Here is a 24,221-nt window from a genome sequence, read left to right on the forward strand (position 1 = left end):
ATAGCGTGGGTTTCACCGACGCCGGATGAGCCGGCGCAACCCGAAAGGCACTCCCGTGATCAACCTCATCGACTGGATCCTGAACCTCTTCCGGCACGAGGACGCCGCCCGGGCGTTCGTCGCCGCCCCCGAGCAGACCCTGCGGGACGCCGGCCTCGGCGGCGTGAGCCCCGCACAGCTCTCCTCGGTCGCGGCCACCGCGGTTCCCGGCATGATGCTGGGCGGCGGCGACCCCGTGGTCGGCCTGCAGCGCGCCGTGTCCAACCACTACGGTTTCGCGCCGGCCACCGAATGGGCCTCGAACAACGACTGGGCGCCGAACCTGCTGTCGCCCACCTATGCGCCGTCACCCACCTTCGCGCCGCAGACCGATCTGGCCAGCCACAACCAGACCGACCTGCTGAGCCACAACGCCACCTCGATGCTCAGCCCCGAGCAGACCTCCGGTGCCAACGCCCAGCAGGGTGCGTTCAACCTCGGCTTCGGCGACGTCACCCTGTTCGGCAGCAAGACCACCGCCAGTGACGGTTCGGTCGTGGTCAGCGGACAGGCGCACGGCGACATCGTCAGCGGCGACGGCGCGGTTCTGGGCAACGGCAACGACGTCAACAACGGCCACATCTCGGCCGGCACCGGATCGAACGTCGCCGTCGGGCACAGTGCCATTCACGATCAGGGCACCACCAACACCGGCAGCGGTTCGGTGATCAAGGACAACGGCGGCCCGGTGTTCCAGGACGTCGACGCCAGCGGCGGGTCCGGCGGCAGCGCCAGTGGTGGCGACAGCCTGCTCGGCCTCGGCAGCGGCAACGCGCACGCCGGCAACGCCGGCGGTGGCGGGATCGTCGTGGTCAGCAAGGAGACCAGCAACTCGACCCACGTCGGTGGCAACAGCACCAACGACAGCGGCAACACGTCGAGCTCGGTGATCACCCACTCCAGCACGTCGGCGAACACGTCGAGCAACACGTCCAACATTGCGTCGAACAACACCACCGACACGCACACCAGCGTCGATTCGCACACCACCGCGGTGACCGACTTCTCGGATCACTCCTCCTCGACGGTGGTCGACAACTCCACCCAGCACAGCGCGTCGCTGTTCGACGGCGGCCACGACACCTCCTTGGTGAACAGCACCGTCGACGCCAGCCATGACATGGCTGTCTCCGGAAACCATTTGCTCGGTTTCTGAGCGACACGCACCGCGGCGGCGGGGACTCCAACACGGGTCCCCGCCGCCTTCGGCCTACCGTGAACCAGACAGATAGGACGACCAGTGACGCAGCCCGACGACCCCCGGCGGGTCACGGTGATCGTCGAGTTGATCGACCACACCGCCCGGATCGCCGACCTCAACGAGCGCGGCGATCTGCGGACCCGACTCGACATCGCCCGGACGCGCATCACCGACCCGCAGATTCGGGTGGTGATCGCCGGACAGCTCAAACAGGGCAAGAGCCAGCTGCTCAACTCACTGCTCAACATGCCGGTCGCCCGGGTGGGCGACGACGAGACCACTGCCGTGGTGACCATCGTCGGGTACGGGCCCACCCCGTCGGCGCGCATCGTCGTGAACGCGGGGGACGGGCAGACCGAGTCGATCGAGATCCCGATCGAGGACGTCGCTCGCGATCTGCGCAATGCCCCGCAGGCGCGGGGCCGCCAGGTGCTGCGGGTGGAGGTCGCGGCACCCAGCCCGATGCTGCAGGGTGGGCTGGCGTTCGTCGACACCCCCGGGGTGGGTGGGCACGGTCAACCGCACCTGTCGGCGACGCTGGGCCTGCTGCCCGACGCCGACGCGATCCTGATGATCTCCGACACCAGTCAGGAGTTCACCGAGCCCGAACTGCGGTTCATCCAGCAGGCCGTCGAACTGTGCCCGGTGGGCGCGGTGATCGCCACCAAGACCGACCTGTATCCGCACTGGCGGCAGATCGTCGAGGCGAACTCCGCGCACCTGCGGCGGGCCCGGGTGGAACTGCCGGTGATTCCCGCCTCGTCGCTGTTGCGGTCGGCCGCGGTTGCCGCCGAGGACAAGGAACTCAACGCCGAATCCAACTTCCCGGCCATTGTGTCCTTTCTGTCCGAGAAGGTGCTCGGCCGGGAGAATGACCGGATCCGTGATCAGGTTGTCGACGAGATCGGTGCCGCCGCAGAGCATCTGACGTTGATGGTGCAGTCCGAGCTGGCGGCCATCAATGACCCCGACGACATCCGCAGGCTCACCGAGGACCTGGAGCGCCGGAAGCAGGAGGCCTCCGATGCCCTGCAGCAGACCGCGCTGTGGCAGCAGGTGCTCAACGACGGCATCGCCGACCTGACCGCCGACGTCGACCACGATCTGCGCGCCCGGTTCCGGGCGATCGTGCAACACAACGAGACGGTGATCGACGGGTGCGATCCGACGATGCACTGGGCCGAGATCGGCGCCGAGGTGGAGGACGCCGTGGCCACCGCGGTCGGCGACAACTTCGTCTGGGCCTACCGGCGGGCCGATGCGCTGGCCCGCGAGGTGGCCACCACGTTCGTCGACGCCGGTCTGGATGCGGTCAAGATGCCGGACGTCAGCGCCCGCGAGATGGGGGCCGCATTCGGCGGTCTCAGATCGCTGGCCCGCCTGGAGTCCAAACCCAGCGGCCTGGGCCACAAGGCGATCACCAGCATGCGGGGGTCCTACGGCGGGGTGCTGATGTTCGGCATGCTGACGTCGGTGGCCGGGCTGGGCATGTTCAACCCGATCTCACTGGGTGCCGGGCTGTTGCTGGGCCGCAAGTCCTACCGCGAGGACATGGAGAACCGGATGCTTCGGGTGCGCAACGAGGCCAAGACGAATCTGCGCAAGTTCGTCGACGACACGTTGTTCGTGGTGGGCAAGGAATCCCGGGACCGGCTCAAGGCCATCCAGCGCAAGCTGCGGGACCACTACCGCGAGATCGCCGACCAGACCACGCGTTCGCTCAACGAGTCGCTGCAGGCCGCCGTCGCCGCGGCGCGTCTCGAGGAGACCGAACGCAACACGCGCGTGCGAGAACTCGAACGTCAGCTCGACATCCTGACGCAGGTGCGCGATAACGTCGTGAAGCTCAACGCGGCCAAGCTCAGGGGCTGAACGTCCGGGTCTGATTGAGCCGCGGCCGTTTTCGGGTGGTGGTCTGCTCGTCGCCGGGGGTCGCCGGTGCCGCCGATGTGGTCGCCGTCGTTGCGGTGGTGGTCGTGGTCGTCGTGGTCGCGCTCGTCCCGCTGGTGTCCGAGGTCGTCGTGGTGGTGGTCAGGTCGGTGGGTCCGGCGATCTCGGTGGTGGACACGGGGACGCTGGTGGTGAACGTGGTCGAGGTCCCCGAGGGCGTGATGACGAACGGCGCCCGGCCGCTCTCGGTGCTCGGGGCGGGCGGGGGAGTGCCCACCGTGGTCAGCATGGTGGGCGCCGGGTTGGTCCAGTCGTCGGAGAACTGCACGATGGCGTACACCAGTGCGGCCAGCAGCACCGCGCCCAGACCGCCCGCGGCGACGGTGGCGGCGGTGGTCCGGTACCAGGGTTGATCGCCCTGTTCGCCATGTCGCGCCACGGGCGCCGATCCTAGCCGGGGCATCTGCGTCCGTACACTCGACGACCGATGAGCACGAGCGATCAGGTGCGCGCCATCCTGGGCGGCACCCTGCGCGCCTACCAGGACGATCCGGCGTATCAGCGGCGTGGCGACGTCTTCGCCGAACTCGATCGGATCAACGCGCGGTTGGCCGAGCCGATTCGTATCGCGCTGGCCGGCTCGCTCAAGGCGGGCAAGTCGACCTTGGTCAATGCGCTGGTGGGGGAGTCGATCGCTCCCACCGACGCCACGGAGGCCACCCGCATCGTCACGTGGTTCTCGCACGGGCCGACGCCGGCCGTGACCGCCGTCCACTACGGCGGCGCCCGCAGCAACGTGCCGATCACCCGGGACCCCGGCGGCGCACTGGGCTTCGACCTGGCCGAGATCAACCCCGCCGACATCGCCGACCTCGAAGTCCGTTGGCCGGCCGCCGAACTCGCCGACGCGACCATCGTCGACACGCCCGGCACATCGTCGCTGTCGCGGGACGTCTCGGCGCGCACGCTGCGGTTGCTGGTGCCCGACGACGGGGTGCCGCGCGTCGACGCGGTGGTCTTCCTGCTGCGCACCCTCAACGCCGCCGACATCGGCCTGCTCAAACAGATCGGCGAACTGGTCGGCGGGTCGGCGGGCGCGCTGGGCGTGATCGGGGTGGCCTCCCGCGCCGACGAGATCGGCGCCGGGCGGATCGACGCAATGCTCTCGGCCAACGACGTCGCCGCACGGTTCACCGCGGAGATGAACAAGACCGGGATCTGTCAGGCCGTGGTGCCCGTCGCGGGACTGCTCGCGCTGACGGCGCGCACCCTGCGCCAGGACGAGTTCGTCGCACTGCAGAGACTGTCCGCCGTCGACGCGGCCGAGCTGAGCAAGGCGATGCTGAGCGCGGACCGCTTCGTCCGGCCCGTTGTCAGCGCTGATGTCACACTGCCCGTCGCTCCCGAGGTCCGGGCCAGGCTGCTGGACCGATTCGGGATGTTCGGGATCCGGATGTCCGTGGCGGTGCTGCGTTCGGGGGTGTCCGACGCCGACGGGTTGGCCGACGAACTGCTGGACCGCAGCGGGCTGGTGGCGCTGCGGGACGTGATCGACCAGCAGTTCGCCCAGCGGTCCGAGTTGCTCAAGGCCCACACTGCGCTGTTGTCGCTGCGCCATCTGGTGGAGGTGAACCCGATTGCCGCGACGCCGCGGATCATCGCCGACATCGACCCGCTGCTGGCCGATACCCACGCGTTCGAGGAACTCCGGATGCTGTCCCAGTTACCTTCTCGCCCAACAACTTTGAACGAGGAGGAGATGGCGTCGCTGCGCCGGATCATCGGCGGCTCGGGAACGGACGCGGCCAGCCGGCTCGGTCTCACGCCCGAGGCGCCCTACGACGGTCCGCGGGCGGCGTTCGCGGCGGCCCAGCGGTGGCGGCGCCGCGCCGAACATCCCCTCAACGACCCATTCACCACGCGCGCGTGCCGGGCGGCGGTGCGTAGTGCCGAGGCGATGGTCGCCGAGTTCGCGGCGCGCGGCAGGTAGCGGCTTCCGCTCACTGCCCGTCGCGTGGCATGCGCGGCAGCGTCGGGAGCGTCCACGTCGGGCGGGTCTGCGTGACGGTCTCGGTGACGGTGCTCGTGCTGGTGCTCACCGACGGTGTGGTGGTGGTCGGTGTGGTGGTGGTCGGTTCCGTTGTGGTCGGTTCGGTGGTGGTTTCGGTGGTGGTCGGTGTCACCGTCACCGTCTCCGTGGGGCCGGGCGGCGGAACCAGCGGCGTCTCGGTCGGGGCCTCGGTGGTCGTCGTGGTTTCGGTGCTTTCCGCGGGGGCGGTGGTGGTGGTCACCGACGTGGTTCCGGCCGGTGTGGTCGGGCTGGAACGTCCGAACAGACTGACCAGCGCGTAGATCACCAGTGCCGCGATCACCACCGCCAGAGCCCCGAGCGCCATCAGGCCGGCCGGTTTGCGGTACCACGGGTCGGCCGGGGGCTGGTCGGGGTAGGGCGTCGGGCCGGTCGGGTACGGCGTTTGGCCGGTGGCGGGGGAGTGGTCGGGATATTCGCTGTAGGCGCGGCCGGAGCTGTAGTCGGCGGACTGGGTGGGTTCGCCGTAGCCGGCGTACTGCGTCGGCTCGCCGTAGAAGTCGTCGTCGGGGTTTCCGTTGCGCGGCACGGGTCCCGATCCTAACGCGGGTCTCTATGAGAGCTGACGGACGACGTCGCCGGCGAACAGGTCCAGATGATCCAGGTCGGCCAGGTCCAGCAGCTGCAGATAGACCCGCGTGACGCCGGCCTCGGCGAACGGTGCGAGCTTGTCGACGATCTCGCCGGGCGTCCCCACCAGCGGGCTGTTGGACCGCAGCTCGTCGACCTCGCGGCCGATGGCGGCGGCCCGGCGGACGATCTCGTTCTCGTCGCGTCCGGCGCACACCACGAAACAGGCCGAGTAGGTCATCGAGTCGGCGGGGCGGCCGGCCGCAGCGACGGCGTCGCGCACCCGCTGGTACTGCGTGGTGACCGTGTCCAGCGGCGAGAACGGAACGTTGAACTCGGCCGCGTACTTCGCCGCCAGCGCCGGGGTCCGCTTGGCGCCCTGGCCGCCGATGATGATCGGCGGATGCGGATCCTGCGCGGGTTTGGGCAGTGCGGGCGACGCGGTGACGGTGTAGTGCGAGCCGGCGAAGTCGTAGGTCTGCCCGGCCGGCGTGGTCCACAGTCCGGTCAGGATCTCGAGTTGTTCGGTGAGCCGGTCGAACCGCTCGCCCAGGGGCGGGAACGGGATGGCGTAGGCCGCGTGCTCCTGTTCGAACCAGCCCGCGCCGATACCGAAATCGACTCGGCCACCGCTCATTTCGTCGACCTGGGCCACCGAGATGGCCAGCGGACCGGGGTGCCGGAAGGTCGCCGAGGTGACCATGGTGCCCAGCCGGATGGTCTCGGTCTCGCGAGCCAGCGCACCGAGGGTCACCCAGGAGTCCGTCGGCCCCGGCAGGCCGGCACCGCTCATGGCCACGTAGTGGTCGGACCGGAAGAACGCCGAGTAGCCCAGCGCTTCGGCCGCTCTGGCGACGGCGAGTTGATCGGCGTAGGAGGCACCCTGCTGCGGTTCGACGAACACCCGGAAATCCATGGGCCCAGCCTACTGAGAACGCGTGCCGTGGCCGGTGGCGTCGTTGGTGAACCGGGTACCGCTCGGGTCGGCCGCGATGGTCCCTCCCGCCGCGGGTGCGCGTGACTACCGCCCGCACACCGGACCGCCTAAAATTCCACGGTCCGTCGTTGTGAGGGTTGTCGTTGTGAGGGGGTGCCATGGCTGAGGAGTTGAACGTCGATGTCGACGGCTTGACCCGCGGCAGTTCCGACATCGGTGAGCAGGCGACCGCCCTGTCGGCGTCGCATCGGCAGTCCATGATCGGCCTGAGCGACGCCGAAACCGGATGGGTGGGTTCGTCTGCCGACGCCCTGGTGCAGATGGCTGACGCCTGGCAGCAGGTGGCCGACGGGCACCACGCTGCGCTGACCCGGCAGGCCGGTCATATCGCGAAGGCCGCCCAGCGGTTCCAATCGTCGGACGAGCACAGCGCCGCCGAACTCGAGCAGCTCCGGGCGCCGTCAGCTCAGTAAGAGAAACGGCACGAAGACCACCTCGAACACCAGGATGCCCAGGCATGCGTAGGCGGCGCCGCGAGCGACCAGCCGATGGTTCTTGAAGGGCAGCACGAAGGCGATCGCCGCGAGCATCGCGGGGAACAATGGGGCCACCGGCCACAGGTATCCGAGCGTCAAGATGATCGATGCGAAGCCGGCGAACAGCCCGGCCAGCAATGCAACCGGGCGTTGTTCGGCAGTCGGTGCACTCATCGTCGTCACCCTCTCCACGAGATCGCTTTGGACAACACACCGAGGACCCATACAGCGAGAACCGGTGCCACACCGGTCAAGGGCGCAAGAATCAGACCAACGCCGACGGCCAGAGTCGGCGGACGACCACCGCGCCGAAACAGCAACGTGCCCACGATCAGCAGGGCGGCCGCGGCGATAACGATCGCAATGACGGCGGCGGTCGAAGCCTTCGCGGCGTAGATCACCCCGGCGGCCAGACCCCAGAAGACGCCACCGGCCAGCGCACCGATCAGGGTGGCCCTGTGCCAGTCCATGAGCGGGCCTGAAACGTCGGTCTCCGTAGAACTTGCCATCATCGGCAGAACCTCCTCGGTACATGTCAACGCTGAGCAGTGCGGGGTGGCCAGGTCAGTGCGCCGGCAGGAACTCGTTGCCCTGCAGGGGCTGGTAACTGCGTACCACCGGGGCGTCAGCCACGGTCGGCGGCCCGAACGGGGTGAAGTTGCCCGGCGGCACGATCGACATCGGCGGCATGATCTGGATGGGCTGGGGGCCATGGGTGGGTCTGAGGGGCGCCTCGAGCTGCGGGACGACGCTGTTGAAACTCGGGACAACGCCGGAATCGCCGACATCCTTGTGAGGCAGCAGGCCGATCATCGGCCCCGATGCGTCGTCGGTGAAGCTGGGCCACGACTGCAGCAGCGGGGTGACTCCGCCGTTGCGGTCGCTGTAGACCTCGAGGGCAGGGAAAGACGTGACCTCGCCGCCGACCCGCGGACCGCCGGCTCCAGGGGCGATGCCCAGCGATCCGTTGACGCTGAACGGGATGGCTTTGGCCAATCCCTGGCCGCCTGGGGAAAACGGGTCCGCCGCGTTGTAGTGCAGCAGCACCGCGCCGTTCGCCTGCTGGACCGCCGATATGTCGGGTGTGCCGGTCTTTACCTGTCCGGTGTCGGCGTTCACCGAGGGGTTCTGACGGGCGACGATGATCCCGTTGTCGAAATCGGTGTAGATCGAAACGCGCGAGTCCTCGGGTCCGGCGTAGGGGTCGAAGCCCCGGTTGTCGCCGAGGTTGTTGTCGTAGGGCAGCAGCTGGCCGTTGCCCATGTCCGGAATCTCGAGGGCGGGAGCCCATACATCCTTGCTGGGAATGAACATGTTCGTCCGCACGACGCCCTGGCCGGGTACGGGCTTGATGCGGGCGACGACGATGTTCGGCGGCCATCCCTTGTTCTTCGGGTTGTAGCTGTGCGGGTCCAGGGCGGCGGCCGTCGTCCAGTCACTGTCGCTGACCGGGTCGCGGCCGAAAGCCTTCCGGAATGCCTCGATCTGGTTGCGACGCCGAACGGAGTCCGGAGCCTGCGGTGTTTCGTCGGCAGAACCGGCCGCCATTTCGGAGGTCGCAGCGGAAACCGCCGCGGCCAGGTGCCGATCGGTCGCGTCAGCGCGGCGCAGTAGGTCGACGATTGCGTCGTGGACGATCTGGAGGTGGTGCTGGTTCTCGGCCTCCTGCGCGGGATCCGACGAGCCCGAGCAGTGTAGCGAGTCGGTGGCAACGTCGATCGTGATGCCCCAGCGGTCGGCCATCCGCTGAATGCGGCCCCATTCGGCCTTGATGGACTCCACTTCGGACGCGGCCGAGGAGACGTCACGTGCGGCCTGATCGCATTCGTCGGCGTGCCCGAGCAGGCTGGTGCTGATGGCCTGAGCGCGTGCGGTAGCGGCTTCCTGGGATTCGCCCTGCCACACCAGCTTCGCGACGATTGCGCGCTGGTCGTGCGCAACATCGCGAAAGTGGGAGGCGCGGGTGGTCGCTGCCGAAGCGACGGCGCGGATCGACCCCGGATCCCACCTGCCCAGGTCGGCCAACGACATCGTCACGGGTGGCAAGTTACCGGTGTCTGCGCGACGGCGAAATTCACGCGGGTGAAGGGGGTCGCCGTAGTTGTCGTTTGTCGACTGTGAACTGGCGATTCTCACCAGCGCTGGTTGGCTCAGAACGCGTCGACACCCCCGGTGGCGACGAACATGCCGTGGCCGGTGGCGTCGTTGGTGAACCGGGTACCGCTCGGGTCGGCCGCGATGGTCCAGCCCGCGGCCTCGTAGGTCTGGTAGTCCAGCGTCACCGCGGGGATGGCCCCGAGGTTGCCGACGACCCAGGTGAGGTCCCCGCCGGCGGTCACCTTGACGCCGTTGGCGGGTTCGCCGTCGATCTCCGGTGAGTTCTCGAACTCGGACTCACACCCGACGGCGTCGCTGCTGAGTTGGCATCGGGTCTTGCCCGATTTGGTCTCGACGTAGACCAGGCCCGATTCGTCGGTGGGCAACGTCTGCTCGCCACCCGGCCCCGGGGCGGCGGTGGCGGTCGGCCCGGCGGTCGGCGTCCCCGGGGTGGTCGGGGTGCTGGGTGTCGACACCGACGGAGCCGGCGTGCCGAAGCTCGGTTCGGAGGCGGTCCCGCAGCCCGGGCAGACTCCCCGCCCGGTGACGGTGCTACTGCAGCTGACCAGGCCGGACACCGCGATGGCGGTGACACCGATCAGCGCCAGGCGGGTGGTGATGGGTGCGCGCACAGAAACTCCTCGAGCCGTGGCCCCACGATACCCAGCCTGTTGTCCAAGTGAAACAAGTGACAGTCGATGTTTATGAAGCTGTGAGGAAGTGAGTAGCGGGCTACGCGTGCCCGCACGCAGCAGGCAGACCTACCTTCGGGCACAGCAAATTGTCCGCACTCTCACAGGGAGAAAGTTCATGGAGTTCATGGAGGTAGGCGTTCGGGTACAGCTCGACAAGCTGAAGGTCAGTCGGGTGGACGACGGCTTTCTGGCGGGGTCGGCCGACGAACCGTATCTGTGGTTGATCGCCGCCAAGGTCGACGGCACAACGATCTTCGAGAATTCACCGGGCACCGCCACCGTCGCGGTGCTGAGCACGTCGGCGGCACCGGGCAACCTCGGACCGGCCAGCCAGGGTGTGGAAGCGGGAAGGACGATCGCGATTCCCAAGTCGGTCGGACGGATCGACACCACCCTGCGCGGCACCACCGGCGGCGTGCTGACGCTCACGCAGTTCGCCACCCTGGTGGTCGCGATCGCCGCGCTCGAGCACGACGACAGCAGGGTCGGCGACATCGTCGATCTGCATGACGTCGTCATTACCGAGTCGAAGCGGCGGCTGGAGACCGAGCTGCGCGAGATCGTCGCGGAAGTACTCGCCGGCGACATTCCCACTGCATCCGAGGTGCGCAAGCGCCTGGAGGCGCAGATCGACGAGGAGACCCTCGAGGACATCATCGACGATTTCGGGCACGGCCTGATCGGTGCGCCGGTGAATTTGTTGAATCAAGATGTATTCGTGGGTCACAACGTGGACACCGTGCTCACTTTCCCTCGGGTGCTGGCCAATTCGATCGACGGCTTCCCCATCAAGGCCCGGCTGCGCCGCGGAAAGCCGGACGAGGACCGGCCGGTGTACTGGGTGACCGGCGGCGTCACGCGTACCGATATCCAGGAGCCGCCGACGGTCGGCCTGGTCCTGCTCGGCGACAACCGGCTGCGGCTGTGCGGCCGCAGCATCGGCAAGCGGGTGTTCCTGCACGAGCGCACCGCCGCCGGAGAATGGAAGGGCGACAAGCCCTTTGGCAACGGTGTGATGACCTCCGGGGTGACGATGGCCGCCAGCGCCGACGGTGCCCGGATGTACGCGGTGGCGCGCGGCGTCGACAACAGGCTGCATTTCAAGCACCCCGAGTCCGGGGACACCTGGCCACAGCTGTTCAGTCGGACCTTCGCGACGGGCGGTGGCATCGCCTGCTCGTCGGACGGCCAGCAGGTCTTCGTCGCCGGTACCGGTACGGACGGCAAGGTGTACGTCAGCACTAGCACCAACGGCGGCAAGGGATTCCAGGGCGACTTCACCTCGATCGGCGTCACCAGCGTCGCCTCGCCCGCACTGGCCTGCAGCGCCGACGGGCGCACGTTGTTCATCGCCACCCTGGGTGCCGACCGCAAGATCTGGCAGACCATCGTCGACGTGACCGACGGCAAGGTGCACCCGAAGATCTCCCTGCCGCTCGACAGCCTGAGGTTCAAATCGGCACCGGCGGTGGCCTGTTCGGACGATGGCAAGCGGGTGCACTTCGCGGGCCTCGGTGAGGACGGCGTCATGCGCATCCTCGAGCCCGAGGTGACCAAGGGCAGCACGGACTTCTGGCGGGAGCTGGACAAGGCCCACGACGACTGGCACGTCTCGGCGCCCGCGCTGGCCTGCTCGCCGGACGGCAAGACCATTCACATTGCGGCCATCGACCATTCGCTGCGCCTGACGCACCGGTTCTCGCCCGACGGCGGGAAGACCTGGCCGCACCAGGACGGCGAGCGCTGGCACGTCGTGCGGGAGAACGCCGCCTGGTACTAACCCAGATTCAGCGCTCGGCCCGCCGCGGTGGCCACCTGACCGGCCAGCTTCGTGATCGGCGGACCGCCGCGCTGGTGAATCACGTTGGCGAGCACCACGACGTAGGTGTCCGAGGCCGGATCCACCCACAGCGACACCCCGGTGAATCCGGTGTGGCCGAAGCTGCCGACGGGGAAGATCTGGCCGCGCGGTCCGGACAGTGGGGTGTCGATGTCCCAGCCGAAGCCACGTTGATCCGAGATATTCCCGGGTTGCTGGGGGGTGGTCATCGTGAGCACCGACGACTGGGTCAGCGGGAACGGACTGGCGCGGCCGGCGCGGCGATCGAGCAGTGCCTGCGCGAACCGCCCGACGTCGTCGGCCGTCGAGAACACCCCGGCATTGCCGGACACCCCGCCCAGTCGGCGGGCCGTCGGGTCGTGCACCGTGCCGCGCAGCGGTCGGCCGAAGTCGGGGTTCAGTGCCGGGTCGGCCTGGTTGTCCTCATCGAGCGCCGTCGGCGCGATCCGGGCGAGCAGGTCGGTGCTCCAGGAGCCCGGCGGGCAGTCGGCCGGCCGCGGCAGCTCCTGGTCGAGGGCTAGCGCGGCACCCCGGATGCGTTGTGGTCCACAGGCTTTCGACGGTGGCAGGTAGCGAGTTTCGGTCATGCCCAGCGGCCCGAACACGTGCTCGGCCACGTACTCGTCCTCCGGCTGGCCGGTGATCTGTTCGAGGATCTGGCCCAGCAGGATGAAGTTGATGTCGTTGTAGTGGAATCCCTCGCCGGGGCCGAACTCCAACGACGACACCTCCGCCAGGTGGATACCCGCGGCCTTGTCGGCCGGGTTCAAACCCCACGGGCCCTGCATGCTCAGATCGCCGCCGATCCCGGAGGTGTGGGTGAGCAGCATCCGGATGGTGACCTGAGCGCGGCGCGGATCGTCGGTCGGGTTGAATCCCGGCAGGTAGTTCTGCACGGGCTCGTCGAACTCGATCCTGCCCTGTTCGTGCAACTGCATGATGGCCGTCGTGGTCGCCAGGGCCTTCGTCATCGACGCCAGGTCGAAGATCGTGTCGGTGGTCATCGGCTCCGCGGGGGCGGGCTTGCCGTCCAGCCCCGGCTCACCGGGCAGCTTGCGATCTCCGAAGGCCTGGCGGTACACGACCTGACCGTCGTGGCCGACCAGGACCACCGCTCCGGGCAGGCGATGGTCGGCGATGTCGGCGTCGACCAGGTTGGCGATGGGTGCGAACTCGCCCGGGGTGATCGGGGGCGGCGGGGGTAGCGCCGGCGGCGGCGGCGGTGTCGTGGTGGTGGTGGCCACCGACGTGCTGGTGCCGACCGGCTCCTGGGTCGCATGGCCGCAGGACGTCACCGCGACCGCGACGAGGAACAGCGCGCGGGCCCGGATCACGCCGTCGACGGGTCGAGGCCGACATCGACGCGGTGATGTTCGAGGTCGTGCAGGGCGTAGGCGGCGAACGATTCCACGGTGAACGCCGAGCCGTTGCTGCGCAGTCCGCGACGGTTCCACTGGTCGCCCCGCACCGCACCGTAGGCGAGCGCGAATTCCGCTGCAGCGGTGCCTATTTCGTCGGCCACCACGGCCGGATCCTGTTCGCTGTACCGGTCATCGACGGCAGTGGCGTCCTGATCCCAGTTCTCGAACGTCGCACCGTCGGCGCTGGCCTGGTCGTAGGCCAGCATCAACCCGAGACGGGTGCGCATGATCCGGAGCACGTCGCGCACGTGGCAGCCGTACTCGAGGACCGACCAGGTGTGGTCGTCGGGCCGCACCCGGACGTCGGGGCGGGCGAGCGTGTCGGCCCAGCCAGCGGCCGAACGCGCGATCCGGTCGGCGACGTCGGCGTGGCGGACGGCCGACGGATTGAATCCGCACTCCGGGCAGGGCTGCGTCATCACCCATGTCCAGTCCTTGGTGTCCGGCGGGATCGCCACGTCGGTCACCCTATCGGTTGTCGAGCAGCGCGAGCGGGTTGCGCAAGGGACTCCCGGAATGACCCGCGGCGGATAATCGAATCGACGGGCGATGTGAGGAAAGGGTCGCAATGGGAACCGCGCAGCCTCATGTACAGGTCAAACGGATCTACGAGGCGCCCGACGGCGCCGACGGCACGCGGGTCCTGGTGGACCGGCTCTGGCCGCGCGGTATTTCCAAGGAACGCGCCGCGCTCGACGAGTGGTGCAAACAGATCGCGCCGTCCACCGAGCTGCGCAGGTGGTATGCCCACGACCCGGCGAAATTCGCCGAATTCACCACGCGCTATCAGGCCGAACTCGCCCAGGCCGAGCGGTCGGAAGCTCTGACGCACCTGCGCGAACTGGCCCGCACGTCGACGATGCTCACGCTGTTGACGGCTACCAAGGACTTCCGGATCAGTGAGGCCGCGGTGCTCGCCGAAGAGATCGAGCGAATGGGGTAGTCGTTGTTCGTGCCACGGGCTGCTCATCCGTTGAGCCTGACCGCGCGCAGAAGGAATCCGTCGAGCCGGCGACCGATGACGGCGCCCTCGGGAAGGTCCATTGCGATGGCGAGGTTCTCGTCGGCGACGGCGTCGGCCCAGTCGATCGGCCAGCCACCGTCGGCCAGGCTGGTGCGGAAGGCCAGCACCAGATCGGCGCGGCTCATCGGTGACTCCACGACGGTGGCCGTCGTTGTGGCGCGGTGCGACGCCGCTCCGGCGAATCCGCGGCCGCAACCACAACTGCCGTCGGGATCGTCGGCACCCCGGTCGCAGGGTTCCTGGATCCACACCAGTTCGCCCTCGACGCAATAGTGGTAGTCGTTCGCGTAGGCACCCTGCGTAAGCCTGGTCGCGACAAGGATTTTCATCAGAACGGTGGCGGATCGTCGTGATCGGACGCCGCCGGCGGAGGGGGCGGCACCCAGCCGGCGCTGATCTGTGCTTCTTCGGGCGGATCATTCACCCATGTGCACCAGGGACCGGTGCTGGGATGGCCGCCCCCGAGGACGAGGAGCTTGGCCCGCATCTCGTTGCGCCACTGGAGGAGATCGATCCGCTGACGCCGTCCGTCGTTGATCCGGCGTTGTTCGTGGGTTTCCTCGATCTCGCCGAGGAGGGCCCGGGAATCTATTGATTCGAACATACTTTCGATCTTACTGTGGCCGTACGACAATTCTGGTGGCGGCGGGAATGAAATCCGCGACCCCGCCGTTGACACCTTCGACAAATTGAGCGGACTAGACTCAACTATGGCTTGACAGCCCACCGGCTGACGGGGCAATCTTGAGCGAGGTTCACTCAGACCTAACAATCAGGCTAATCAGGAGGCAGTAACTATGGCTCGTGCGGTCGGTATCGACCTCGGGACCACCAACTCATGCGTCGCGGTCCTGGAAGGTGGCGATCCCGTCGTCGTCGCCAACTCCGAGGGTTCCCGGACCACCCCATCGGTCGTCGCGTTCGCGCGCAACGGTGAGGTGCTGGTCGGCCAGCCCGCCAAGAACCAGGCAGTGACCAACGTCGACCGGACCATCCGTTCGGTCAAGCGGCACATGGGCACCGACTGGTCCATCGAGATCGACGGCAAGGACTACACCGCTCAGGAGATCAGCGCGCGCGTGCTGCAGAAGCTCAAGCGCGATGCCGAGAGCTACCTCGGTGAGGACATCACCGACGCGGTCATCACGGTCCCCGCGTACTTCAACGACGCCCAGCGTCAGGCCACCAAGGAAGCCGGCCAGATCGCCGGCCTGAACGTGCTTCGTATCGTCAACGAGCCCACCGCGGCCGCGCTGGCGTACGGCCTGGACAAGGGCAGCAAGGAACAGACCATCCTGGTCTTCGACCTCGGCGGCGGCACGTTCGACGTCTCGCTGCTCGAGATCGGCGACGGTGTGGTCGAGGTCCGCGCCACCTCCGGCGACAACCACCTCGGCGGCGACGACTGGGACGACCGGATCGTCGAATGGCTGGTCGACAAGTTCAAGGCCACCGCGGGCATCGACCTGACCAAGGACAAGATGGCCATGCAGCGGCTGCGTGAAGCGGCCGAGAAGGCCAAGATCGAACTGTCCAGCTCGCAGAGCACGTCGATCAACCTGCCCTACATCACCGTCGACGCCGACAAGAACCCGCTGTTCCTCGACGAGCAGCTGACCCGCTCGGAGTTCCAGAAGATCACCCAGGATCTGCTGGACCGCACGCGCCAGCCGTTCCAGTCGGTCATCAAGGACGCCGGCATCGCGGTCGGCGACATCGACCACGTCGTGCTGGTCGGCGGTTCCACCCGGATGCCCGCGGTCACCGATCTGGTCAAGGAACTGACCGGTGGCAAGGAGCCCAACAAGGGCGTCAACCCCGACGAGGTTGTTGCCGTGGGTGCCGCGCTGCAGGCCGGTGTGCTCAAGGGTGAGGTGAAAGACGTTCTGCTGCTGGACGTTACGCCGCTGAGTCTCGGTATCGAGACCAAGGGTGGCGTGATGACCAAGCTCATCGAACGCAACACCACCATCCCGACCAAGCGCTCGGAGACGTTCACCACGGCCGACGACAGCCAGCCGTCGGTGGAGATCAAGGTCTACCAGGGTGAGCGCGAGATCGCGGCGCACAACAAGCTGCTGGGTTCGTTCCAGCTGACCGACATCCCGCCGGCTCCGCGCGGCGTGCCCCAGATCGAGGTGACCTTCGACATCGACGCCAACGGCATCGTGCACGTCACCGCCAAGGACAAGGGCACCGGCAAGGAGAACACGATCAAGATCCAGGAGGGCTCCGGCCTCTCCAAGGAGGAGATCGACCGGATGATCAAGGACGCCGAGGCGCACGCCGACGAGGACCGCAAGCGTCGCGAAGAGGCCGATGTCCGCAACCAGGCCGAATCGCTGGTCTACCAGACGGAGAAGTTCGTCAAGGATCAGCGCGAGGGCGAGGGTGGATCCACCGTCCCCGAGGACACGCTGGCCAAGGTCGACGGCGCGATCGCCGAAGCCAAGTCGGCGCTCGAGGGCACCGATATCGCGGCCATCAAGTCCGCGATGGAGAAGCTGGGCACCGAGAGCCAGGCCCTGGGCCAGGCGATCTACGAGGCCACCCAGGCCGAGCAGGCCGCCGGTGGCGGCGGCGCTGGCAGTGCTGACGGTCCCGTTGACGACAACGTCGTCGACGCCGAAGTTGTCGAGGACGACCAGGAGAACAAGTGAGCGAGAACGATTCGCACGAGCCGGTGACCGTCACCGACAAACGGCGCATCGATCCGCAGACCGGCGAGATACGTGAGACCGCCTCCGCTCCGGCCCCCAGTGGGCCGGAGCCGGAGGTGATCTCCGATGCGTCCCAGGATCAAGCGGCCGAACTGATCGCCGATCTGCAACGGGTGCAGGCCGACTTCGCCAATTACCGGAAGCGGTCGTTGCGTGATCAGCAGGTGGCCACCGAGCGGGCCAAGGCCCACGTCGTCACCCAACTCCTGCCGGTGCTCGACGATCTGGACCGGGCCCGCGCGCACGGGGATCTGGAATCGGGCCCGCTCAAGTCCGTCGCCGACAAACTCGTGACCGTCCTCGAGGCGCTCGGCCTGTCGTCCTTCGGCGCCGAGGGGGACGCGTTCGACCCCGAGTTGCACGAAGCCGTGCAGCACGAGGGAGACGGCTCGAATCCGGTGCTGGGCACCGTCATGCGACAGGGATTCAAACTCGGCGATCAGGTGCTGCGGCACGCGATGGTCGGAGTCGTGGACGAAGTGCCCGCGGCCGAATCGCCCGACACGGCCGGCAGTGCCGCCGCTTCGGCCGAGCAGGTCCCACAATCGGAATAGCGAGAACGACATCGACACGAACACAGCTGAGGAGGTGACGCGGTAATGGCCCAACGTGAGTGGGTTGAGAAGGATTTCTACAAGGAGCTCGGCGTCTCCTCCGATGCCGACGAGAAAGAGATCAAGCGAGCCGCCCGCAAGATCCTCGCCGACAACCATCCGGACCGCAACCCCGGCAACACCGCGGCCGAGGAGAAGTACAAGGCGGCGTCGGAAGCCAAAGAGGTGCTGACGGATCCGGCCAAGCGCAAGGAGTACGACGAGACCCGCCGGCTGTTCGCCGGCGGCGGTTTCGGACGTCGCTTCAACAACGGCGGCGGCGGTTTCGGCGGATTCGGCGGCGACGGTGCCGAATTCAACCTCGGCGACCTGTTCGACGCCGCGGGTCAGACCGGTGGCGCCAACATCGGCGACCTGTTCGGTGGGCTCTTCGGCCGTGGAGCGCAACAGCCCCGGCCGAGTCGGCCGCGCCGCGGCAACGACCTGGAGACCGAGACCGAACTCGACTTCATGGAGGCCACCAAGGGTGTGGCGATGCCGTTGCGGCTCACCAGTCCGGCCCCGTGCACCAACTGCCACGGCAGCGGCGCACGCCCGGGGACCAGCCCGAAGGTCTGCGCGAACTGCAACGGCGCCGGCGTGGTCAACCGCAACCAGGGTTCGTTCGGGTTCTCCGAACCGTGCCCCGACTGCCGGGGCAGCGGCTCGATCATCGAGCATCCGTGCGACGAGTGCCACGGCACCGGCGTGACCACGCGCACCCGCACCATCAACGTCCGGATCCCACCCGGGGTCGAGGACGGTCAGCGGATCCGGCTGGCCGGTCAGGGTGAGGCCGGGCTGCGCGGTGCGCCGTCCGGCGATCTCTACGTCACCGTGCATGTGCGTCCGGACAAGGTGTTCGGCCGCGACGGCGACGACCTGACGGTCACCGTCCCGGTGAGCTTCACCGAACTGGCTTTGGGGACAACGCTTTCGGTGCCCACTCTGGACGGCAAGGTCGGCGTTCGAGTGCCCAAGGGCACGGCCGACGGCCGGATTCTGCGGGTCCGCGGCCGCGGGGTGCCCAAGCGCAGCGGCGGGCACGGTGACCTGTTGGTCACGGTGAAGGTTTCGGTGCCCTCGGAACTCGAGGGCGAGGCGCTGGAGGCCCTGGAGGCCTACGCCGCCGCCGAGCGGGCCAGTGGATTCGATCCGCGTGCCGGCTGGGGCGGGAATCGAGTGTGATGCGTCATGAGCAAGTCCGATTCATCGCGTTCTGAGGTCACCCGCACGTTCCTGATCTCGGTGGCCGCCGAACTCGCCGGTATGCACGCGCAGACGTTGCGCACCTACGACCGGCTCGGCCTGGTGTCGCCCACCCGCAGTTCCGGTGGGGGACGGCGGTATTCGGAGCGCGACGTCGACCTGCTGCGCGAGGTGCAGCGGCTGTCCCAGGACGAGGGCGTCAACCTGGCCGGGATCAAGCGCGTCATCGAACTGACCAATCAGGTCGAGGCGTTGCAGTCGCGGGTGGCCGAGCTCTCCGCGGAGGTGGATCGGCTGCGGGCGCAGCGCCGCGAGGCGCCCTCGACCAGCACGGCGCTGGTGGTCTGGCAGCCGCGCCAGCACCGCCGCTGACCCGCTACTTCAGTGGGTCGTGCTGAATCCGTTGGGGCGGAGCACCTTTGGCGATCAACGCCGATCGGGTCGCTTCCACCATCGGGGTACTGCCGCAGATCAGGATCTGCCGATCCCCCCACCCGCCGTAGCTGGACACCACTTCGGGTAGCCGCCCGCGCTGCAGCACGTGCAGACCGCGGGGCGGCCATACGTCCGGATAGTCGGCGGCCCAGGCGGGGTCGGGGAACTCCGCCACCGGCGTGACCGACAGCCACGGATTGTGCGCGGCGATCTGCCACAGGGTGCGCAGGTCGTAGAGTTCACAGGCGTAGCGCGCCCCGACGAACATGTGCACGCGTGGGTTGGACCCGAACCGGGCCATGTCCATGATGATCGCGCGCAGCGGGGCCAGGCCGGTACTGCCCGCCACCATCAATACATCGCCGCCCTCGCGGTCGATCTCCATCGCGCCGTGTGGGCTGGACAGTCGCCACCGGTCACCCACCGTCGTCTCGTTGACGATGGCACTGCTGACCAGTCCGCCGGGCACGGCACGGATGTGGAATTCGATGCCGCCGTCGTCCTGCGCGGGAATGGCCGGCGACAGGAACCGCCATCGGCGGGGGCACTGCGGGATCTGCACGTTCACGTACTGCCCCGGCAGGTAGGGCAGCGCGCGGTCCAGTTTCATCCGCACCACGGCGAGATCCCGCGACACGCGGTCGTGTTCGATCACGGTCCCGCCCCAGTGGGCCGGCCCGCGTTCGGCCTCGGCGGCACCGCGCATCACCGCCGTCATGAAGTTGATGGCCTGCCTGCCCGCGGCGTCCACGCGCGGCGTCCACTTCTGCCCGAGTTCGGCCTGGAGCGTCGCGTAGAGGGCGGTGGCCACACTGGTGTACTGCTCGGCGGTGACGCCGTACTTGCGATGATCGCGCCCGAGCTGCGTCAGGAACTCCACCGGTTCGTCCGACCGCTGCGCGACGAACTCGCCGATGACCCAGTCGAGAACCTCGAGGAAGACCGCCCGCTGCTCGTTCATCGACGCCGGGAACAGGTCCCGCACCGTCGGGTCGATGGCGAACCAGCAGGTGTAGAAGTGGGCGACGATCGTGCTGCCGGTCGGCCCGCGCAGGGCAGAGCGGATCACCTCCAGTGCTTCGCGGTCCTCTAACCCCACGCAGCAAATCTTAGGGTGTCGCCCGTCGTGGCCGACGATTACAGGCCGTGAACGCCCTTGTAGAGGACCAGGAGCCCGATGATCAGCAGGATTGCGGCCATCAGGGCGGCGCTGTGGGTCTCCATCCATTCCTTGACGCGGGCCAGGGTGGGATCCGATCGTTCACCGGTCACCGCGTACGCCAGGATCGGCAGTGCCACCGTGGATGCCGAGACGACAACGAAAACGATTGCCGCCCAGTATCTTCCGGATCCTTCGGTCGAAGTGCCGATGGCCAACCCGGCGGCCAGGCAGATGAAGAGCACCTTCGGGTTGATGACCGTCAGCGCGGCCCCGACAACCAGGGCCTTGCCCGGCCCGGCCTCGGTCAGGTGCCGGGTACCGGGCATCTCGTGGGGTTTGCTGTGCCGGGTGAACCAGCGGTAGACACCCCAGATGATCAGTGCGGCGCCGACGGCGATGCGGGCCCAGTGGGTCCAGACCGGCGGGCCGTCCGAGCGTTGCGCGAGCAAGTTCGAGGCGCCGATGAACACCCCCGTCAGCGCGGCCAGGCCCAGCGCCCAGCCGGCCAGGAACGCCAGCCCGCCGGGCCGCGGCCGGGGGGACTGCAGGATCAGGACCGCGGGGATGATCGACAGCGGCGAGAGCGCGACCACCAGGGCCAGCGGGATGATCTCGGTGAGTTCGAGATGGGTGCTGGACTCCATGTCGGGAAACCTACCGGCTGCGTCCGGCCCGGGGGCGCAGGACGAACGCGGGCACCCAGTGGGTCACCGCTCGGTGTCGCGATCCGTAGGCGATGTCGTAGGTGACCAGGCCCCACCAGTCGCCCTGCTCGCAGACGCCCCAGCAGCTCAGTCGGCCCTCGACCACCTTGTGCAGCTGCAGGCCGTTCGGGTGGTACCGCCCGTCACGGTGTGGGCGGCGGGGGAACAGCACGGTGAGATCGACCAGGACCGCGACGGGCGGGCGGACGGCGCGGAACGCGTCGCGCGCGGGTTGTCCACCCCAGCCGATGGGCTGCATCGCCGCCATCCTTCGATCATATGTTCGATTAAATCGGCTTGACGAGCTAAGCGCGAGACGGGTCCCAGATTTTCAGAGTTGAGCGGAATAGACTCAACCTTGACGACGCTGAACAACACGACAAGCATTTGTGGGGCCAGAGGCTGGCCCCTTCTCACTGAAATGGAGGTGTCGTGGACTCGTTCAACCCGACCACGAAGACCCAGGCGGCGCTGACGTCGGCGTTGCAGGCGGCAACCACCGCAGGCAACCCGCAGATCACCCCCGCCCATCTGTTGATGGCGTTGCTGACGCAGAACGACGGCATCGCCGCACCGCTGCTCGAAGCGGTCGGAGTTGATCCCGCGACCATCCGGACCGAGGCCCAGCGCCTCATCGACCGGCTGCCCAGCGCCAGCGGCGCCAACTCGACACCGCAGTTGAGCCGGGAATCGATCGCGGCCGTCACCGTCGCGCAGAACCTGGCCACCGAGATGGACGACGAATACGTCTCCACCGAGCACCTGCTCTACGGCCTGGCCTCGGGTGACTCCGACGTCGCCAAGCTGCTTGCCGGGCACGGCGCATCGCCGGAGGCCCTGCGTGAGGCGTTCGTCAAGGTCCGCGGCAGCGCGCGCGTCACCAACCCGGATCCCGAGGGCAGCTATCAGGCGCTGGAGAAGTACTCCACCGACCTGACCGCGCGCGCCCGCGAGGGCAAGCTGGATCCGGTCATCGGCCGCGACACCGAGATCCGGCGTGTCATCCAGGTGCTCTCGCGCCGGACCAAGAACAACCCGGTGCTCATCGGTGAGCCCGGCGTCGGGAAGACCGCCATCGTCGAGGGCCTGGCCCAGCGCATCGTCGCCGGCGACGTCCCGGAGAGTCTGCGCGACAAGACCGTGATCTCCCTGGACCTCGGATCGATGGTGGCCGGCGCCAAGTACCGCGGTGAATTCGAGGAACGCCTCAAGGCTGTCCTCGACGACATCAAGGACTCCGCCGGTCAGGTCATCACGTTCATCGACGAGCTGCACACCATCGTCGGCGCCGGCGCCACCGGCGAGGGCGCGATGGACGCCGGCAACATGATCAAGCCGATGCTGGCCCGCGGCGAACTGCGGCTGGTCGGCGCAACCACGCTCGACGAGTACCGCAAGTACATCGAGAAGGACGCGGCCCTGGAACGCCGGTTCCAGCAGGTGCTGGTCGGTGAGCCCTCGGTCGAGGACACCGTCGGCATCCTGCGCGGCCTCAAGGACCGCTACGAAGTGCACCACGGCGTGCGCATCACGGACTCCGCGCTGGTCGCCGCGGCCACCCTCAGTGACCGGTACATCACATCGCGCTTCCTGCCGGACAAGGCCATCGACCTGGTCGACGAGGCTGCGTCGCGGCTGCGGATGGAGATCGACTCCCGGCCCGTCGAGATCGACGAGGTCGAGCGCGTGGTCCGTCGCCTCGAGATCGAGGAGATGGCACTCGCCAAGGAGGAGGACGATGCGTCCAAGGAGCGGCTGGAGAAGCTGCGCTCCGAGCTGGCCGATTACAAGGAGAAGCTGGCGGAGCTGACTACGAGGTGGCAGAACGAGAAGAACGCCATCGACGTCGTGCGTGAACTCAAGGAACAGCTCGAGGTGCTGCGCGGGGAGGCCGACCGGGCCGAACGCGACGGCGACCTGGCCAAGGCCGCCGAGCTGCGGTACGGGCGCATCCCGGAGGTCGAGAAGAACCTCGACGCCGCCATCCCCCAGGCCGAGGCCCGCGAGGATGTGATGCTCAAGGAGGAGGTCGGCCCCGACGACATCGCCGATGTGGTGTCGGCGTGGACCGGCATTCCGGCCGGCCGGATGATGGAGGGCGAGACCGCCAAGCTGCTCCGGATGGAGGAGGAGCTGGGCAAGCGGGTCATCGGGCAGAAGGCTGCCGTGCAGGCGGTGTCCGACGCGGTGCGCCGCAGCCGGGCCGGGGTTGCCGACCCGAACCGCCCGACGGGCTCGTTCCTGTTCCTCGGACCGACCGGTGTCGGCAAGACGGAGTTGGCAAAAGCGTTGGCGGACTTCCTGTTCGACGACGAGCGCGCCATGATCCGGATCGACATGAGCGAGTACGGCGAGAAGCACTCCGTCGCGCGTCTGGTCGGTGCGCCCCCCGGGTACATCGGCTACGACCAGGGCGGTCAGCTGACCGAGGCGGTGCGCCGCCGGCCCTACACGGTGGTGCTGTTCGACGAGGTCGAGAAGGCCCACCCGGACGTGTTCGACGTCCTGCTGCAGGTGCTCGACGAGGGCCGGCTGACCGACGGTCAGGGCCGCACGGTCGACTTCCGCAACACCATCCTCATCCTGACCTCGAACCTGGGGTCCGGTGGCACCGAGGAGCAGGTGATGGCGGCCGTCCGCGCGGCGTTCAAGCCGGAGTTCATCAACCGCCTCGACGACGTGCTGATCTTCGACGCGCTGAACCCGGAGGAATTGGTCCAGATCGTCGACATCCAGCTGGCCCAGTTGCAGAAGCGGCTGGCCCAGCGGCGGCTGACGCTCGAGGTGTCGGCTCCGGCCAAGACCTGGCTGGCCGAACGGGGCTTCGACCCGCTCTACGGCGCCCGTCCGCTGCGCCGGTTGGTGCAGCAGTCGATCGGCGACCAGTTGGCCAAGATGCTGCTGGCCGGTGAGGTGCATGACGGCGACACCGTGTCGGTGGACATCAGCGCCGACGGTGACGGCCTGGTGCTGGGCTGAGTTTCCACGCCCAGCAGACGCAGTGGCCCCCTTCTCCGAGCGAGAAGGGGGCCACTTGCGTCTGCTCGCCAGGAGGCGAG

At 68.1% G+C, this 24,221-nt stretch carries 25 protein-coding genes; 11 read left to right on the top strand and 14 right to left on the bottom strand.

From position 1 onward, the window contains the following. The first annotated feature begins 25 nt into the window (after positions 1–25). Positions 26–1,195, top strand: coding sequence for an IniB N-terminal domain-containing protein (locus U0R18_RS11455; protein ID WP_526368349.1), 1,170 nt, complete (start codon positions 26–28; stop codon positions 1,193–1,195). An 84-nt stretch (positions 1,196–1,279) separates the two neighbouring features. Further along, positions 1,280–3,112, top strand: coding sequence for a dynamin family protein (locus tag U0R18_RS11460; RefSeq protein ID WP_526368351.1), 1,833 nt, complete (start codon positions 1,280–1,282; stop codon positions 3,110–3,112). Here the strand turns inward: U0R18_RS11460 and U0R18_RS11465 are convergent. After that, on the bottom strand, positions 3,102–3,569 hold the full coding sequence (locus tag U0R18_RS11465; RefSeq protein ID WP_526368353.1) for a hypothetical protein: 468 nt from the start codon (positions 3,567–3,569) through the stop codon (positions 3,102–3,104). The two genes, U0R18_RS11460 and U0R18_RS11465, sit on opposite strands and share 11 nt — an antisense overlap. 48 nt (positions 3,570–3,617) lie before the next feature. Here U0R18_RS11465 and U0R18_RS11470 point away from each other — a divergent pair, with 48 nt between their 5' ends. After that, a complete protein-coding gene (locus U0R18_RS11470; RefSeq protein ID WP_526368355.1) occupies positions 3,618–5,120 on the top strand; it encodes a dynamin family protein in 1,503 nt (500 codons plus the stop codon). 10 nt (positions 5,121–5,130) lie between these two features. Here the strand turns inward: U0R18_RS11470 and U0R18_RS11475 are convergent, their stop codons facing one another. Together U0R18_RS11475 and U0R18_RS11480 are read right to left on the bottom strand one after the other, a co-directional pair. Further along, on the bottom strand, positions 5,131–5,748 hold the full coding sequence (locus U0R18_RS11475) for a hypothetical protein (RefSeq protein ID WP_526368357.1): 618 nt from the start codon (positions 5,746–5,748) through the stop codon (positions 5,131–5,133). Between the two features lie 24 nt (positions 5,749–5,772). After that, entirely contained in the window at positions 5,773–6,705 is a 933-nt protein-coding gene (locus U0R18_RS11480) for an LLM class F420-dependent oxidoreductase (protein WP_526368359.1), read from the bottom strand. Positions 6,706–6,884: 179 nt separating this feature from the next. Here U0R18_RS11480 and U0R18_RS11485 point away from each other — a divergent pair, with 179 nt between their 5' ends. Beyond that, the gene (locus tag U0R18_RS11485; RefSeq protein WP_526368361.1) at positions 6,885–7,199 is read left to right on the top strand and encodes a WXG100 family type VII secretion target; all 315 of its coding nucleotides are present in this window, start codon (positions 6,885–6,887) and stop codon (positions 7,197–7,199) included. Here the strand turns inward: U0R18_RS11485 and U0R18_RS11490 are convergent. The 4 genes from U0R18_RS11490 to U0R18_RS11505 form a co-directional block, all read right to left on the bottom strand. Further along, entirely contained in the window at positions 7,188–7,436 is a 249-nt protein-coding gene (locus tag U0R18_RS11490) for a hypothetical protein (RefSeq protein WP_526368363.1), read from the bottom strand. The two genes, U0R18_RS11485 and U0R18_RS11490, sit on opposite strands and share 12 nt — an antisense overlap. A gap of 5 nt (positions 7,437–7,441) precedes the next feature. Continuing rightward, positions 7,442–7,732, bottom strand: a complete 291-nt coding sequence (locus tag U0R18_RS11495) for a hypothetical protein (RefSeq protein WP_526368365.1) — start codon at positions 7,730–7,732, stop codon at positions 7,442–7,444. Positions 7,733–7,826: 94 nt separating this feature from the next. Continuing rightward, positions 7,827–9,293, bottom strand: a complete 1,467-nt coding sequence (locus tag U0R18_RS11500) for a WXG100 family type VII secretion target (RefSeq protein WP_526369469.1) — start codon at positions 9,291–9,293, stop codon at positions 7,827–7,829. 119 nt (positions 9,294–9,412) lie between these two features. Next, a complete protein-coding gene (locus U0R18_RS11505) occupies positions 9,413–9,991 on the bottom strand; it encodes a hypothetical protein (protein WP_526368367.1) in 579 nt (192 codons plus the stop codon). Between the two features lie 178 nt (positions 9,992–10,169). On the opposite strand from U0R18_RS11505, the gene U0R18_RS11510 reads away from it, so the two are divergent. Next, complete coding sequence (locus U0R18_RS11510) at positions 10,170–11,834, top strand: DUF8189 domain-containing protein (protein ID WP_526368369.1); 1,665 nt, start codon at positions 10,170–10,172, stop codon at positions 11,832–11,834. Here the strand turns inward: U0R18_RS11510 and U0R18_RS11515 are convergent. Both U0R18_RS11515 and U0R18_RS11520 read right to left on the bottom strand, forming a co-directional pair. After that, positions 11,831–13,228 carry a serine hydrolase domain-containing protein gene (locus tag U0R18_RS11515; RefSeq protein ID WP_526368371.1) on the bottom strand — a complete coding sequence of 466 codons (1,398 nt, stop codon included), beginning with the start codon at positions 13,226–13,228 and terminating at the stop codon, positions 11,831–11,833. The two genes, U0R18_RS11510 and U0R18_RS11515, sit on opposite strands and share 4 nt — an antisense overlap. Continuing rightward, positions 13,225–13,773, bottom strand: a complete 549-nt coding sequence (locus tag U0R18_RS11520; RefSeq protein WP_526368373.1) for a DinB family protein — start codon at positions 13,771–13,773, stop codon at positions 13,225–13,227. Before U0R18_RS11520 ends, U0R18_RS11515 begins: the two co-directional genes overlap by 4 nt. 110 nt (positions 13,774–13,883) lie before the next feature. Here U0R18_RS11520 and U0R18_RS11525 point away from each other — a divergent pair, with 110 nt between their 5' ends. After that, a complete protein-coding gene (locus tag U0R18_RS11525; protein ID WP_526368375.1) occupies positions 13,884–14,258 on the top strand; it encodes a DUF488 domain-containing protein in 375 nt (124 codons plus the stop codon). Between the two features lie 23 nt (positions 14,259–14,281). Here U0R18_RS11525 and U0R18_RS11530 read toward each other — a convergent pair whose 3' ends face one another. Beyond that, the gene (locus U0R18_RS11530; RefSeq protein ID WP_526368377.1) at positions 14,282–14,668 is read right to left on the bottom strand and encodes a DUF7715 family protein; all 387 of its coding nucleotides are present in this window, start codon (positions 14,666–14,668) and stop codon (positions 14,282–14,284) included. After that, positions 14,668–14,943: a hypothetical protein gene (locus U0R18_RS11535; RefSeq protein WP_526368379.1), complete on the bottom strand. Its 276-nt coding sequence runs from the start codon at positions 14,941–14,943 to the stop codon at positions 14,668–14,670. The genes U0R18_RS11530 and U0R18_RS11535 overlap by 1 nt, the downstream gene beginning before the upstream one ends. Positions 14,944–15,136: 193 nt before the next feature. Here U0R18_RS11535 and dnaK point away from each other — a divergent pair, with 193 nt between their 5' ends. From dnaK to U0R18_RS11555, 4 genes are read left to right on the top strand one after another with little or no spacing between them, the layout of a single operon-like run. Then, complete coding sequence (gene dnaK / locus U0R18_RS11540) at positions 15,137–16,999, top strand: molecular chaperone DnaK (protein WP_526368381.1); 1,863 nt, start codon at positions 15,137–15,139, stop codon at positions 16,997–16,999. Then, the gene (gene grpE, locus U0R18_RS11545; protein WP_526368383.1) at positions 16,996–17,613 is read left to right on the top strand and encodes a nucleotide exchange factor GrpE; all 618 of its coding nucleotides are present in this window, start codon (positions 16,996–16,998) and stop codon (positions 17,611–17,613) included. The genes dnaK and grpE overlap by 4 nt, the downstream gene beginning before the upstream one ends. Before the next feature lie 45 nt (positions 17,614–17,658). Beyond that, positions 17,659–18,840 carry a molecular chaperone DnaJ gene (gene dnaJ / locus U0R18_RS11550; RefSeq protein ID WP_526368385.1) on the top strand — a complete coding sequence of 394 codons (1,182 nt, stop codon included), beginning with the start codon at positions 17,659–17,661 and terminating at the stop codon, positions 18,838–18,840. A 6-nt stretch (positions 18,841–18,846) separates the two neighbouring features. Next, a complete protein-coding gene (locus U0R18_RS11555; protein WP_526368387.1) occupies positions 18,847–19,233 on the top strand; it encodes a heat shock protein transcriptional repressor HspR in 387 nt (128 codons plus the stop codon). A 4-nt stretch (positions 19,234–19,237) separates the two neighbouring features. On the opposite strand, the gene U0R18_RS11560 is transcribed toward U0R18_RS11555, so the two are convergent. The 3 genes from U0R18_RS11560 to U0R18_RS11570 are packed head-to-tail and all read right to left on the bottom strand — an operon-like array spanning position 19,238 to position 21,430. After that, positions 19,238–20,395 (bottom strand): FAD-binding oxidoreductase, encoded by a 1,158-nt coding sequence (locus U0R18_RS11560; RefSeq protein WP_526368389.1) that lies wholly within the window; start codon positions 20,393–20,395, stop codon positions 19,238–19,240. Between the two features lie 38 nt (positions 20,396–20,433). Next, positions 20,434–21,102, bottom strand: coding sequence for a GAP family protein (locus U0R18_RS11565; protein WP_526368391.1), 669 nt, complete (start codon positions 21,100–21,102; stop codon positions 20,434–20,436). 10 nt (positions 21,103–21,112) lie between these two features. Further along, positions 21,113–21,430 (bottom strand): hypothetical protein, encoded by a 318-nt coding sequence (locus tag U0R18_RS11570; RefSeq protein WP_526368393.1) that lies wholly within the window; start codon positions 21,428–21,430, stop codon positions 21,113–21,115. A gap of 164 nt (positions 21,431–21,594) precedes the next feature. On the opposite strand from U0R18_RS11570, the gene clpB reads away from it, so the two are divergent. After that, positions 21,595–24,141, top strand: coding sequence for an ATP-dependent chaperone ClpB (clpB, locus tag U0R18_RS11575; protein WP_526368395.1), 2,547 nt, complete (start codon positions 21,595–21,597; stop codon positions 24,139–24,141). Positions 24,142–24,221: the final 80 nt, after the last annotated feature.

The organism is Mycobacterium sp. (genome assembly GCF_046330795.1).
In the GTDB taxonomy this organism is placed as follows: domain Bacteria; phylum Actinomycetota; class Actinomycetes; order Mycobacteriales; family Mycobacteriaceae; genus Mycobacterium.

What these genes read in the sequence shown, in the direction of transcription:
- U0R18_RS11455 (WP_526368349.1), top strand. Translation starts at nt 26, where the DNA reads ATGAGCCGGCGCAACCCGAAAGGCACTCCCGTGATCAACCTCATCGAC.
- U0R18_RS11470 (WP_526368355.1), top strand. Translation starts at nt 3,618, where the DNA reads ATGAGCACGAGCGATCAGGTGCGCGCCATCCTGGGCGGCACCCTGCGC.
- U0R18_RS11480 (WP_526368359.1), bottom strand. Translation starts at nt 6,705, where the DNA reads ATGGATTTCCGGGTGTTCGTCGAACCGCAGCAGGGTGCCTCCTACGCC.
- U0R18_RS11485 (WP_526368361.1), top strand. Translation starts at nt 6,885, where the DNA reads ATGGCTGAGGAGTTGAACGTCGATGTCGACGGCTTGACCCGCGGCAGT.
- U0R18_RS11490 (WP_526368363.1), bottom strand. Translation starts at nt 7,436, where the DNA reads ATGAGTGCACCGACTGCCGAACAACGCCCGGTTGCATTGCTGGCCGGG.
- U0R18_RS11495 (WP_526368365.1), bottom strand. Translation starts at nt 7,732, where the DNA reads ATGGACTGGCACAGGGCCACCCTGATCGGTGCGCTGGCCGGTGGCGTC.
- U0R18_RS11500 (WP_526369469.1), bottom strand. Translation starts at nt 9,293, where the DNA reads ATGTCGTTGGCCGACCTGGGCAGGTGGGATCCGGGGTCGATCCGCGCC.
- U0R18_RS11510 (WP_526368369.1), top strand. Translation starts at nt 10,170, where the DNA reads ATGGAGTTCATGGAGGTAGGCGTTCGGGTACAGCTCGACAAGCTGAAG.
- U0R18_RS11525 (WP_526368375.1), top strand. Translation starts at nt 13,884, where the DNA reads ATGGGAACCGCGCAGCCTCATGTACAGGTCAAACGGATCTACGAGGCG.
- U0R18_RS11530 (WP_526368377.1), bottom strand. Translation starts at nt 14,668, where the DNA reads ATGAAAATCCTTGTCGCGACCAGGCTTACGCAGGGTGCCTACGCGAAC.
- U0R18_RS11535 (WP_526368379.1), bottom strand. Translation starts at nt 14,943, where the DNA reads ATGTTCGAATCAATAGATTCCCGGGCCCTCCTCGGCGAGATCGAGGAA.
- dnaK (WP_526368381.1), top strand. Translation starts at nt 15,137, where the DNA reads ATGGCTCGTGCGGTCGGTATCGACCTCGGGACCACCAACTCATGCGTC.
- dnaJ (WP_526368385.1), top strand. Translation starts at nt 17,659, where the DNA reads ATGGCCCAACGTGAGTGGGTTGAGAAGGATTTCTACAAGGAGCTCGGC.
- U0R18_RS11555 (WP_526368387.1), top strand. Translation starts at nt 18,847, where the DNA reads ATGAGCAAGTCCGATTCATCGCGTTCTGAGGTCACCCGCACGTTCCTG.
- U0R18_RS11565 (WP_526368391.1), bottom strand. Translation starts at nt 21,102, where the DNA reads ATGGAGTCCAGCACCCATCTCGAACTCACCGAGATCATCCCGCTGGCC.
- U0R18_RS11570 (WP_526368393.1), bottom strand. Translation starts at nt 21,430, where the DNA reads ATGGCGGCGATGCAGCCCATCGGCTGGGGTGGACAACCCGCGCGCGAC.